General features: G+C 69.5%; 11 protein-coding genes. 8 read left to right on the top strand and 3 right to left on the bottom strand.

The genetic code is table 11. The features are described from left to right. Window positions 1-5: 5 nt before the first annotated feature. A complete protein-coding gene (locus tag VT85_RS07550) occupies window positions 6-1,430 on the top strand; it encodes a DUF1501 domain-containing protein (RefSeq protein ID WP_068412804.1) in 1,425 nt (474 codons plus the stop codon). Window positions 1,431-1,464: 34 nt separating this feature from the next. Continuing rightward, entirely contained in the window at window positions 1,465-1,995 is a 531-nt protein-coding gene (locus VT85_RS07545) for a molybdenum cofactor biosynthesis protein B (RefSeq protein ID WP_197491154.1), read from the top strand. Between the two features lie 16 nt (window positions 1,996-2,011). Here VT85_RS07545 and rsmG read toward each other — a convergent pair whose 3' ends face one another. Next, window positions 2,012-3,463, bottom strand: coding sequence for a 16S rRNA (guanine(527)-N(7))-methyltransferase RsmG (gene rsmG, locus VT85_RS07540; RefSeq protein WP_068412802.1), 1,452 nt, complete (start codon window positions 3,461-3,463; stop codon window positions 2,012-2,014). A gap of 215 nt (window positions 3,464-3,678) precedes the next feature. Here rsmG and VT85_RS07535 point away from each other — a divergent pair, with 215 nt between their 5' ends. From VT85_RS07535 to VT85_RS07515, 5 genes are all read left to right on the top strand, one after another. Then, window positions 3,679-4,524 (top strand): DODA-type extradiol aromatic ring-opening family dioxygenase, encoded by an 846-nt coding sequence (locus VT85_RS07535; RefSeq protein WP_068421592.1) that lies wholly within the window; start codon window positions 3,679-3,681, stop codon window positions 4,522-4,524. 138 nt (window positions 4,525-4,662) lie between these two features. Then, window positions 4,663-6,666: an ATP-dependent zinc metalloprotease FtsH gene (ftsH, locus tag VT85_RS07530; protein WP_068412799.1), complete on the top strand. Its 2,004-nt coding sequence runs from the start codon at window positions 4,663-4,665 to the stop codon at window positions 6,664-6,666. A 258-nt stretch (window positions 6,667-6,924) separates the two neighbouring features. Next, complete coding sequence (locus tag VT85_RS07525) at window positions 6,925-7,236, top strand: hypothetical protein (protein ID WP_068412794.1); 312 nt, start codon at window positions 6,925-6,927, stop codon at window positions 7,234-7,236. A gap of 85 nt (window positions 7,237-7,321) precedes the next feature. Then, window positions 7,322-7,954: an SGNH/GDSL hydrolase family protein gene (locus VT85_RS07520; RefSeq protein WP_068412792.1), complete on the top strand. Its 633-nt coding sequence runs from the start codon at window positions 7,322-7,324 to the stop codon at window positions 7,952-7,954. A gap of 163 nt (window positions 7,955-8,117) precedes the next feature. Continuing rightward, entirely contained in the window at window positions 8,118-9,098 is a 981-nt protein-coding gene (locus tag VT85_RS07515) for a carbohydrate kinase family protein (protein WP_197491153.1), read from the top strand. 523 nt (window positions 9,099-9,621) lie between these two features. On the opposite strand, the gene VT85_RS07510 is transcribed toward VT85_RS07515, so the two are convergent. Both VT85_RS07510 and VT85_RS07505 read right to left on the bottom strand, forming a co-directional pair. Continuing rightward, a complete protein-coding gene (locus VT85_RS07510; protein ID WP_068421586.1) occupies window positions 9,622-10,050 on the bottom strand; it encodes an archease in 429 nt (142 codons plus the stop codon). A gap of 177 nt (window positions 10,051-10,227) precedes the next feature. Then, window positions 10,228-11,856 carry a dipeptidase gene (locus tag VT85_RS07505; RefSeq protein ID WP_068412789.1) on the bottom strand — a complete coding sequence of 543 codons (1,629 nt, stop codon included), beginning with the start codon at window positions 11,854-11,856 and terminating at the stop codon, window positions 10,228-10,230. A 330-nt stretch (window positions 11,857-12,186) separates the two neighbouring features. Between VT85_RS07505 and bcp the strand changes: the two genes are divergently transcribed. Further along, the gene (gene bcp / locus VT85_RS07500; protein ID WP_068412786.1) at window positions 12,187-12,651 is read left to right on the top strand and encodes a thioredoxin-dependent thiol peroxidase; all 465 of its coding nucleotides are present in this window, start codon (window positions 12,187-12,189) and stop codon (window positions 12,649-12,651) included. Window positions 12,652-12,718 lie beyond the last annotated feature (67 nt).

Below are 12,718 nucleotides of genomic sequence, written 5' to 3'. Positions count from 1 at the left end.
CACCGATGAGTGACGAACTTCGCCAGGGTCCGCTGTTCAGCCGACGCTCCCTCCTCCAGCGCTCCGCGCTGGGGCTCGGGGCGCTGGGGCTCGGGGGCGTCCTGTCCGACGACGGGGCGCTCGCCGCCGACGCCGCGCCGGGCGGGTTCCTGGCTTCGAAGGCGCCGCACTTCCCCGGCAAGGCCAGGCGCGTCATCCACTTCTTCCTCAACGGCGGCCCCAGCCAGGTCGACACCTTCGACCCCAAGCCGGCCCTCGCGCGATACGACGGCAAGCCGATCCCGATCAACCTGACGACCGAGCGCAAGACCGGCGCGGCGTTCCCCTCGCCGTTCAAGTTCCGCCGGTACGGCGAGAGCGGCCTGGAAATCTCCGAGCTGTTCGCCAGGACGGCCGAGCACGCCGACGACATCGCCGTGATCCGCTCGATGGTCGCGCAGGTTCCGAACCATGAGCCCTCCTTGATGCTCATGAACTGCGGCGACTCGGTCATGGCGCGGCCGAGCGTCGGGGCGTGGGTGCTCTACGGCCTGGGGACGGAGAATCAGAACCTCCCCGGGTTCATCGCCATGTGCCCCAACGGCTACCCGATCAAGGACGCCGAGAACTGGGGCTCCGGCTTCCTCCCCGGCGTCTACCAGGGGACGTTCATCGACCCCAAGCACCGCGACGTCGACAAGCTCATCGAGAACGTCCGCAGCCCGCACGCCTCGCGCGAGGCCCAGCGCCGGCAGCTCGACCTGCTCAAGACCCTCGACGCCGAGCACCACCGCCAGCGGCCCGACCCCCGGCTCGACGCCCGCATCCAGTCGTTCGAGACCGCCTTCCGCATGCAGATGGAGGCCGCCGACGCCTTCGACGTGAACCGCGAGCCGCCCTACGTCCGCGAGATGTACGGCGACACCGTCCACGGCCGGCAGACCCTCATCGCCCGCCGTCTGCTGGAGCGCGGCGTCCGCTACGTCCAGCTCTGGCACGGCGCCGGCCAGCCCTGGGACGACCACGCCGACATCGCGACCAACCACCGCAGCCACGCCAACGACATCGACCAGCCCATCGCCGCCCTGATCGCCGACCTCAAGCAGCGCGGGATGTTCGAGGACACCCTGGTCGTGTGGGGGGGCGAGTTCGGCCGGACGCCGACCGTCGAGTTGAACGCCGGCGGCAAGGCCGCCCTCGGCCGCGACCACAACCACTACGGATTCTCCGTCTGGATGGCCGGCGGCGGCGTCAAGGGGGGGACGGTCCACGGCGCGACCGACGAGTTCGGCTTCAAGGCCGTCGAGGACCCGGTGAGCGTGCACGACCTCCACGCCACGATCCTCCACCTCCTCGGCTTTGACCACGAGCGGCTGACCTATCGCTACGCCGGCAGGGACTTCCGCCTCACCGACGTCCACGGCCAGGTCGTCCGGCCGATCCTCGCCTGAACCGACCCGCCCGGACGCATCAAGGAAGATCGCAATGAGCATCAGCCCGTCCGTCGCCGAGCATCGGGCCGACGCGCCGTCCTCGCTGAACCTGGCCGTGCTGACCGTGTCGGACACGCGGACGACTGCCACGGATTCCTCGGGCGCGCTGATCGTGCAACTGGCGGAGGCGGCCGGGCACCGAATCATCGCCCGCGCGATCGTCCCCGACGAACCCGAGGACCAGCGCGCCTTCTTCGAGGCCCAGTCGCGGCCGGGGCCCGGCGAGCCCGACGTCCACGCGATCCTCGTCACCGGCGGCACCGGGATCAGCCCGCGCGACCGGACGTTCGAGACCGTCTCCGCCCTCCTGACCAGGCCCTTGCCCGGCTTCGGCGAGCTGTTCCGCATGCTCAGCTACGCCGAGATCGGCCCCGCCTGCATTCTCAGCCGCGCCGTGGGGGGGCTGATGGGCCGCACGGTCCTCCTCGTCATGCCCGGCTCACGCGCGGCCGTCGAGCTGGCCATGACGAAGATCATCCTCCCGGAACTCCCCCACCTCGTCCACGAGGCGCGCAAAGCCTGAGCGCGACCCGCAGGCTTCAACCTCGCGCCCGTCGCGACCAGGCGTAGAGGGCGATGGCGGTCGCCGTGGCGGCGTTGAGGGATTCGACGCCCTCCGCGATCGGGATGCGGCGTTTGGGGCCGCGACGCAGGGACTCGGGCAGGCCGGGGCCTTCGACGCCCACCACCAGGCCGAAGGTCTCCGGGAACGGCTCGGCGTCCAGTTCCTCGCCGGTCGCGTCGAGAGCGATCAAGGGGTGCGTCGTCGAGGTCAGGTCGCGGATCGACGGCCCCGCCGTCAGCTCGGTCTGGAACAGGGCCGGGCCCGCGGCGCGGCTGGCGCGGGGGTGGAACGGGTGCGCGGCCTCTTGCAGCAGGACGACGCGAGCGACGCCGAACGCCGCCGCAGAGCGGATCACCGCGCCGACGTTCTCCGGGTCCTGGAACGGCACGAACAAGTTGCAGCCCTTGGGCCAGGGCTCGGCGTCGGACCAGGGCGCGATTCCGGGCGCCTCCACCAGCAAGAGGGGGGCGTGCGTGCCGGCCACGTCCAGAGTCTTGAACAGGGGGCCGGAAAGGCGGTGCCAGGTCCAGGAGGAATCGGCCGGAGGCGCCCCTTCGGCGTCGGTGATCCAGCCGACGACGCGGTCGGGGAACCGCTCGGCGACCTCGGCCGTGATCCTCGGCCCCGACAGGATCGCCTGGCCGTGCTTGCGGACGCCACGGCCGGTGAGCAGGTCGGAAAGCTGGCGGAACGTGGCGTTGGATTCGCTGGTGATCTCGCGGACGACCCCTTCGAAGGCCCTCGCGGCACGCGCCGGGGCATCCTTCGCGGAGAGGGGCGGGTCGGCGTCGGTCCGCTCGTAGACGACCAGGCGGCGGTCGTGGGTGGTGCCGGGGATCGTGTAGGCGTGGTCGGCTTTGAGCCGGAACTGGGCCTTCCAGTCGCGCCCGGCCTCCTCGATCTCGGGGTCGCAGCCGGGCCCCTTCATGAAGATCATCCGGCCGCCGGGCTCGATGCACGCGGCGACCCGCTCGAAGGTCTCCGGGATCGACGCCACCGCGCGGGTGATGACGCCCTTCACCTGCCCGGGGTAGTCCGGCCCCAGCTTGTGCGCATAGACTTCCGTCCCCTGCAAGTCGAGCCGTTCGCAGACTTCCCGCAGGAACTCGGCGCGGGCCGATCGGGGCTCGCAGAGGATCATGTGGACGTCCGGTCGGGCGAGTTTCAGCGGCACGCCGGGGAGCCCGGGTCCCGTCCCCATGTCGATCAGGGGCGAGGAGAGGTCGACGAAGTCCAGCACCAGCAGGCTGTCGACGTAGTGCTTCAGGACCATGTTCTCGAAGTTGTGGATCCGCGTCATATTCAGGGCCGGATTCGCCGCGCGGAGCATCTGGTGGTAAGTCCAGAGCGCATCGAGCGGCTCCGACTTCAGTTCCACGCCGCAATCGCGCAGGATCGCTTCCAGGCCGTCACGTCCAGGTCTCAACGACGCCTCCCCAACCTCTCGAACCGACCGAAGGATGCCCGTCGCACCACGGGCTCGCATCCATCGTACCCGCCCCCCGGCCCGACGACGACGCCAAGCCCCCGCGATTCGACGGCCCCGCCGCCCGCTTTGACGCCCTCGCTACAATGAAGCGGTCGGGCCGGGCCCGCCTGTCGCAGCCCGCCATCCCCGACGAACCGCAGGAGCCGCAGCCCATGGCCGCCGATACCTCCGCCCCCCGGATGCCGGTCCTGTTCATCCCCCACGGCGGCGGCCCCTGTTTCTTCATGGACTGGACGATGGGACCACGCGACACCTGGGACCGCCTGGCGGCCTGGCTGCGGAGCGTCCCGGAGCGGGTCGGCGTCCGTCCCCGGGCCATCCTGATCGTCTCCGGCCACTGGGAGACGGCCGGCTTCCGCGCGTCGGGCGGCAGGCGGCCGGACCTGATCTACGATTACTCCGGATTCCCGCCCCACACCTATCAGCTGACCTACCCCGCGCCCGGCGACCCGACGCTCGCCGCGAGGGTCGTCGAGTTGATTTCCGGGGCGGGCCTGCCGGCGGCCGTCGACCCCGATCGGGGGTTCGACCACGGCGTCTTCGTCCCGCTGAAGGTGGCGTTCCCGGACGCCGACGTGCCGGTCGTCGCGCTGTCGCTGGACCGCTCGCTCGACCCCGACCTCCACGCCCGCGTCGGCGCGGCGATCGCGCCTTTGCGCGACGAGGGAGTCCTGATCGTCGGCAGCGGGATGAGCTTCCACAACCTCCGGGCGTTCTTCGCAGGCGGCGGGGAGGAGGATTCGGCCCGCTTCGACACGTGGCTGACCGAGGCCGTCGAGGCCCCCTCGGCCGACGAGCGCCGGAGCCGGCTCGACGCCTGGGCGACCGCCCCCGGCGGCCGGTTCTCCCACCCCCGCGAGGAGCATCTGATCCCGCTGATGGTCGCCGCCGGAGCCGCGGGCGACGACCTCGGCCGGAAGGCGTTCTCGGACCTCGTCATGGGGCATCCCTGCTCGGCCTTCGCGTTCGGCTCGGCCTCCGCCGCCGCTACCCCCTGACCTTTCGCCCGATCTTCGCTACAATTCCAGAAGTGCCCGTCGGTCGACGTCGCCCGCTGCGCCCGAATCGGTCGTGTCGGGACGGGTGTCCCCCGGTAGTATCCTTCGCGCCGCCTTGATTCAATAGAGTGAGACCGCATGGAGAACCGACCTCAGCAGCAGGAGCCCCCGCGCCGGCCGTCGCCGCCGCCCGCGCGCAAGCCCAACGGCGCCGGCGGGCCCCCGACGCCCCCCTGGCTCTGGGTGATTCTCCTCGGGGGATTCGCCTTTATCTTCTGGCAGTTCATCCCCAAGCCGGAGACCTCCGTCGTCTACAATCCCTGGTTTCTGGACCAGGTCGATCAGGACAACATCAAGTCCGTCTCGCTCATGGGGACCGAGGTGCGCGGGGAGCTGCGCGAGGCCCGAGAGTACCAGCCCTCCCCGACGTCGACCACGGCGGTCGAGGTCCGGAAGTTCATCACCTACTTCCCGTCGGAAGACTCCATCCAGCCGGTGGTCGAGAAGCTCCGCAAGGGGGGGAAGACCCCGGCCGAGCGGGTGCGGATCGAGCCCAGCCCGGCGAACCAGGCCACCGGCGTGGTCTGGCTGATGCTCCTGCTCCCCACCTTCCTGATCCTCGGCTTCATCTATCTGATGATGCGGCGGGCGCGCGACCAGTTCGACGGCGGCATCCTCGGCAGCTTCGTCAAGAGCCCCGCCAAGCGGCACGACAAGTCCAAGCAGCGGACGACCTTCGAGGAGGTCGCCGGGCTTGAGAACGCCAAGGCCGAACTCCAGGAGATCGTCGAGTTCCTCAAGAACCCGGAGAAGTTCCAGCGCCTCGGCGGGCGGATCCCCAAGGGGGTGCTCCTGGTCGGCCCTCCGGGCACCGGCAAGACCCTGCTGGGCCGCGCGGTGGCCGGCGAGGCGGGCGTGCCGTTCTACTCGATCTCGGGGTCCGAGTTCATCCAGATGTTCGTCGGCGTGGGCGCCAGCCGCGTCCGCGACATGTTCAAGACGGCCAAGGAGAACTCCCCCTGCATCCTGTTCATCGACGAGATCGACGCCGTCGGCCGGGTCCGCGGCGCGGGCCTCGGCGGCGGGCATGACGAGCGCGAGCAGACCCTCAACCAGATCCTCACCGAGATGGACGGGTTTTCCCCCAGCGAGAGCGTCATCGTCCTGGCCGCCACCAACCGGCCCGACGTCCTCGACCCCGCCCTGCTCCGCCCCGGCCGGTTCGACCGCCACGTCACCGTCGACCTGCCGACCAAGAAGGGCCGGCTGGAGATCCTCAAGGTCCACGCCCGCAACGTCCCCCTGGCCGAGGACGTCGACCTGGAGCGGATCGCGCGGAACACCGTGGGCATGAGCGGCGCCGACCTGGCCAACCTCGTCAACGAGGCCGCCCTGCTCGCCACCCGCGAGGACAAGGCGGCCGTCGACGACAAGGACCTGGAAGCCGCGCTCGACAAGGTCATCCTCGGCGCCAAGCGCGAGGAGGTCATCACCGACCGCGACAAGCGGGCCACCGCCTACCACGAGGTCGGCCACGCCCTCGTCGGCTGGCTCACCCCCCGCTCCGACCCGGTGCACAAGGTGACCATCATCCCCCGAGGCCGCTCGCTGGGCGTCACCCAGTTCCTCCCCGAGGAGGACCGCGTGAGCTACAACGAGAGCCAGATCAAGGCCCGCATCTACACGATGATGGGCGGCCGCGCCGCCGAACGCCTGGTCTACGACGACCTCAGCACCGGCGCCGCGCAGGACCTGGACCAGGCCACCCGGCTCGTCCGCAAGATGGTCTCCCAGTGGGGCATGAGCGAACGCGTCGGCCCGGTCTCGTTCCGGTCCAGCTCGGAGAACCCGTTCCTGGGCCGCGAGATGTCCGAGCCTCGCGACCACTCGGAGCACATGCAGCAGATCATCGACGAGGAAGTCGCCCGGATCCTCCGCGAGGCCGAGGAACACGCCTACGGCCTCCTGGAGCAACACCGCGACGAACTCGAACGCCTGACCGAGGCCCTCATCGAGAAGGAAGTCCTCACCGAGGCGGAGATCACCCAGCTCATCGGCAAGCGCTCCGGCCACGTCGAGCCCGAGGCCGCCAAGGCCCCGGAAGGCGACGAGGTCGTGGCGTCGCTCGACAACCCGAGCTGACGCCGATTCGCGAACCCTTCGCCCCTCAAGCCGCCTCGCCGGGGACGCCCCGCCGAGGCGGTTTTTTTTGGACCTTCCGCCGTCCCCCCCTCGCGGGTCGGGCAAGGGCTTTGCACGGCGAGTACGAGATCGGTACGTTGAGGGTATGGCGGCTTCGGGCGAACATGGCCTGCTTGCACCTGCGGGCCGGTCAAGCACCCACGAGCACGCAGGTTTTCTCTCGAAACGCCAAGGGCTGCGGGGCCGGGGGATCATCGGATGAACGACTGGCCCTTCCCGGACCCGCCGAATGTCGCCGCCCTTACGGTCCGGCAGATCATCCACGAGGACGAGCCCATCCTGCTCGTCTGCCGCGACGCCGAGGACGGATCCTGGCAATTCCTCGCCGGCGGCCCCTTCGAGGTGGCCGACGGCCTGCTGGTGAGCTTGCGGACTTTGGTGGAGAGGGATCCACGCCTCGCCGAACTGGCCGACCTACCTCCAGGCTGGCAAGCGTGGCGTCCCCGGCCGGATTCGCCCTGGGAGCGAGAACTCGCGGAGCCTGATGAAGATCACGACGATCAAGAGTAGCCTGACACGCAATCGGGCCCAGCGAGAAGCCTCCCTTTTCGGCCCCCCTCCGGGAGCCTCCCAACGATCCGAGAGATGCGTCGCGATGGCCCACGTCGTCCTGCTCGGCGATTCGATCTTCGACAACGCCCGGTACGTCCCCGACGGCCCCTCGGTCCTCGACCACCTGCGTCGGACGCTACCCGACGGCTGGGAGGCGTCGCTGCGGGCCGTCGACGGCTCGATCGCCTCCGACGTCGCCCGGCAGCTCGAAACCCTGCCGAAAGACGCCTCCCACCTCGTCGTGAGCGCCGGGGGCAATGACGCGCTCAGCCATGCCGGCCTGCTCCGTCGCGTGCCCGTGGCCTCCGTCTCGGAGGCCCTGGATCGGCTGGCCGAGGCGGCCGACGCGTTCCAGCAAGCGTATCGGGACATGCTGGAAGGCGTGCTCGCACGCGGCCTGCCGACCGCCGTCTGCACCGTGTACGACGCGATCCCGGGGCTCGAGCGCGGCGACCGGACGGGCCTGCGGCTGTTCAACGAGATCATCCTGCGCGAGGCGTTCCGAGCCGGCCTGACGGTGATCGACCTCCGTCTGATCTGCACCGAGGCGTCGGATTTCTCGATCCTGTCGCCCATCGAGCCTTCCGGCCGTGGGGGCGCCAAGGTTGCCGGGGCGGTGGCCCGAGCCCTGGCCGAACCGATCGGGTCCGGGGCGGCCCGCCGAGTCGTGGTCTGACCTCCGACGATCGCGGGGCGACGGGTCGCGCCTTGCGGCGGACGCTTCGGCTGGTATCGTGGAACCGCCCTCGACGCCCCTCGGCGGCGTGGAGGACGACGTATCCCGCGCCTCCCGACGAGGGGCCGCAACTTTCCGCCCTCCTTCCCAGGGGTCTCCAGCCGTGTCGACGTCCGCCGCCCCCGCGCCCCGCCCCCCCGTCGTCTCCGCCGGGATGGTCCTGGTAGACCACCTCACGCCGCCGATCTCGCACATGCCGAAGCCCGGCGAGCTGATCGCGGTCGACCAGCTCTATCTGAACATCGGCGGCGGCGCAGCCAACACGAGCATGGCGCTCGGTCGGCTGGGCGTGCCGGTCTCGGTCTCCGCCCGGATCGGCGACGACGCCTTCGGCCGGTTCATCGTCGAGTCGCTCGAATCCGGCGGCGTCGGCACCGGCGACATCAAGGTCGACCCCGAGCGCGAGACCAGCCAGACGCTCATCGTCAACGTCCAGGGCGAGGACCGACGGTTCATCCACACCCTGGGCGCCAACCGGGGCTACGTCCCCGCCGACATGGACGACGCCATCGCCGTCCCCCCCCGCGTCCTGCACATCGGCTACTTCCTGATCGTCCCCCAGCTCGACGGCGAGGGGCTGGCCCTGCGCCTCGACCGCGTCCAGAAGGCCGGCGGCCACACGATCCTCGACGTCGTCACTCCCGGCCCGGGAGATTACGTCGAGCCGCTCCGCAAGGTCCTCCCCTTCACCGACGTCTTCGTCCCCAACACCGACGAGGCGGCCCTGATCCTGGGCGAGACCGACCCGATCCGCCAGGCCCGCGCCTTCCGCGAGATGGGCGCCCGCCGCGTGGTGGTGACGATGGGCGACCGCGGCCTGGTCTCGATCTCGGAAGAGAACGAGGTCCGCCTCGGCTCCTTCCCCGTCACCTTCGTCGACGGCACCGGCGGCGGCGACGCCTTCAACGCCGGCTACATCGTCGGGCTGCTCGAAGGGAAATCCGAGCTGGACTGCCTGACCCTCGCCAGCGCCGTCGGCGCGAGCTGCGTCCGCGAGGTCGGTGCCACCCCCGGCGTCTTCCGCCGCCACGAGGCCGACGAGTTCCTCGCCCGCCACTCCCTGCCGATCGAACGCCTGGCCTGAACGAAGCCCGGCCGGCTCACTCCAATCCCGATCCCCTCGAAGCCCCGCGTCGGTCGTCGCGGGGCTTCGATCGCTTTTCGCGCCCCTGATGCGCCTTTCGGAGCCAAGGTATCCTGGGAGGGACCGCGACCGGACCCGGGCGAGCCTGACGAAAGGAGGCTCCCAGCCCACCCTCCGATCCAAGCGCCGCGGGCCGACCGGGGCGGCCGCCGTGCACAGCGAAAAGCGCCGAACGAAGCCAATCTTCGGCCGAGAATTCCAGGGTTAAACGAATCTGTGAAAAGGGTTTGCGTCGAATGGCTTCCTTCGACGGCCGCAGTGATCGAAGCCATTCTGGATTCGGTGGGCCGGCCCGGGGAGGCCGCGACCGACGGCTCCGGCGCAGTTCGCGAAAAGCGCCGAACGAAGCCAATTTCGGGCTCCGAGGTTCTGGCCTAAATGATTGTCGAATCAGGACTTTACGTTGATCGGCCTGGTTCAAGGGGCGTTGGGATCGAAGCCAATCCGGGGTGGTCGGGGCGGTTCAGATGTCGACGATCACCTCGGCGAACCAACCGGCGTCTTTCCGCTCCAGGACCAGGCCGTGGTAGGTGGCGGCCTTGACCTCGTGGTCGAGTTCGTGGCGGTCGGGATCGATCGGTTCCCCGGTGATGACGGCGGTCAGGGAGCGGCCGTCGGGGGCGACGTGGACGTCGAAGCGGGCGTAGAGGGAGTGGCGGGTCTCGACGCGGAAGATCAGCTCGTTGAGCCAGTCGACGAGGAGCCGTTCGGAGGAGTCGGAGGTCAGCTCCACCGCCTCCTCCTCGCGCGCCTGGATGGTCGATCGGTCGGCGGTCACCACGTCGAACAGCCCCTCGGCGGCCGAGCGGAAGAGGTCGTCGAGATCGGGGGCGGTGATGCGAAGGCCGAGGTCGGCCGTATGGTCGAAGACTTCCACGCTTCCCACGCCCATCCTCCTCTCGACGCCGGCGACCGGCCCGACGCCAGGCGACGAAGCCCACTGCTCGATCGGGACGGTCAGGATACGACCCTCTCGAAGCTCGAAGGTTCGCCGATCGTGCTCGAATTCGACGCTCGGAAGGTCCTCGGCGGTCATCCCGTCGGGGGGGCCACTCAGGTAGGGGGCGTGTCAGTAGTCGGTCAGGCCGATTTTGGAGGGGACCGAGAACTGACCGGGGCGTGATTTGACGACGTGGCGAAGCCACTCTTCAGGGTAGCCGGTTTCCTGGGCTTCGCCGTCGGCGTCCTTGATGTAGCCGTCGAGGTGGCGGGCGAGGATGGTTTCCGCCAGGGCTTGCCAGCCGTGGAAGACGTTTTCGGCCGTGGAGGTGCTGTACGAGGTCAGGAACGACCGCGCCAGGGCGGGGTCGGTCGCGACGAGCTTGGCGGCGGCTTCCTCGATGATCGGCTGCATCTTGAGGAGCGCCTCTTCCTGCTTCGCCTGGGCGGCCTGGACGTCCGGGTAGACGTGGGACCAGCGGTCGTAGGCGAGATTGGAGACCAGGTTCATGATCCAGAAGGCCGATTGCCAGGAGAACTTCTGGTAATCCCCCGCGATGTACGACGGCGGCAGGGCGTCCATCGAGCAATAGAGCGGGGTGAAGCATGACGTGGAGGCGTCGTCCGGGGTGAACCAGGTCACGCCGCCGACGGCGTCCGGCAGGCTCGCCCGGCTCTGGTGGACGACGGTGAACCCGGCGTGCGGGGCCGAGATCGGGCGTTCCCACATGTGCTCCTTGCCGTCGACGTGGAAGACCAGGGGCCGGAGCCGGAAGGGGCTGTTGAACGGGCCGGCGTCCACTCCCTGGGTCATGTCGTAGGGGGTGCCCTCGAAGTGGTCGCGCATCAGGCCCATCACCTCGCGGACGGAGAGGGGCTGGTCCGGCTTGATGAACAGGGGATAGTCCTCGACGCCGTCCTCGCCCCGGAACCAGGCGTCGGAGAAGTTCGCCGAGGGGGCGGAGCGGCGATAGATGCTCCAGACCCGCCCGGCGCAGGCGCGTCGGGCGGAGGGGCCGTGGTCCGGGTGGTAGGCGTCGCGATAGCTGAACGGCTTGCCGGCCTTCGGGTCGAAATACCCCTTCTCGACCGCGAACGAGATCACGTCGGGGGCGTGGAGCCAGTTCTCCGGGTCGTCCAGGGGAAAGGTGGTGATCCGGCTCATGTTGGCGTGCGCCGTGATGCAGTCGTCCGGGACGCGAGCGGCGACCCAGACGATCCCCTTCTGGTCCGGGCCCTTGTTGATCAGCTCCATGATCCAGGCCTCGTCCCTGTCCGCGATCGAAAGCGTCTCGGCCGCGCTGCCGTAGCCATGCTCGCGACAGAGCGAATCCACCAGCGCGATCGCCTCGCGCGCGGTCTTGGCGCGCTGGAGGACCAGGAGCATCAGGGCGTCGTAGTCGAGCAGGCCCTTCCGGTCGCGCAACTCGCGGCGACCGCCGGTGGTGGTCTCTCCCATGGAGACCTGATGCTCATTGATCAGGCCGACGACCGAGTACGTCCGCGCCGCCTGGGGGATGCGGCCCCGGACCTCGTCCGACTCCCAGCCCTTGACCTCGACGGTCTCGTCCGGCTTGTGCTCGCCGCCGGGAATTCGCAGGAGCCGGGGCATGATCGTGATGTCGGACGAGTAGGTGATCATGACCGAGCCGTCTCGCGACGCCTTGCGGCCCACCAGGATGTTCGTGCAGGCCCAGGCCCCGTTCGCCGTCGCCGATGCCACGACAGCCCACAGGACGAACTTCCGGACGCCCGTCATGAATCCACCCCTCCGCATGATCCGCCCTGGATACGACCGCTCGGTCGGGCTGATGCCAACCCTCCCGCGCGGGACCTTCCGAGGATAGGGGGACCTCGCGCGGACCACAACCCCTGTCGACATCCGTTTCGCGCCTCGTCGCAGGACGCTCCGAAGCCGCGACGACCTGGGTCCTGCTCCACTTCAACAGGGCGACCGATCAACCAGCGGGGGGCCCGGCCGATCGCAACCAAACCGCCGGCCGCCTCGACTTCATGTTCGTCTTGAGGAGGCCTGGAGGGGCTGCTAGCATTCGGAAAACGCCGAACCTCTTACGGTAAGGACCGTCTCATGATCGCTGAGGGGAACCCCGCCCCCGATTTCACGCTGCCGGACCAGGCTGGAGAGCCGATCCAGCTCTCCTCCCTCAAGGGTGGGCCCGTCGTGCTCTACTTTTATCCCAAGGACGACACCTCGGGCTGCACCAAGCAGGCCTGCGGCTTCCGCGACGGCTTCCCGGACTTTGAGGCGGCCGGCGCGACGATCCTCGGCATCAGCCCGGATTCGTCGGCCTCGCACGCCAAGTTCGTCGGCAAGTACGAGCTCCCCTTCACGCTGCTGGCCGACGTCGACAAGACGGTCTGCGAGGCCTACGGCGTCTGGAAGGAGAAGAGCATGTACGGGCGCAAGTACATGGGGGTCGAGCGGACGACGTACGTGCTCGACCGAGACGGGAAGGTAGCCCGCGTGTTCCCGAAGGTCAAGGTTCCCGGTCATGCGGAAGCCGTGCTGGAGGCCGTCCGGCAATTGAAATAGGCCCGAACGACACGGGACGACGACCATCAGGTTCGTCGTCCCCCCAACCGCTCGGCGGGGTGCCGAG

Origin of the sequence: Planctomyces sp. SH-PL62, from assembly GCF_001610895.1 — a bacterium.
In the GTDB taxonomy this organism is placed as follows: Bacteria; Planctomycetota; Planctomycetia; order Isosphaerales; family Isosphaeraceae; genus Paludisphaera.
This window is presented reverse-complemented; position numbering and strand designations above follow the sequence as displayed.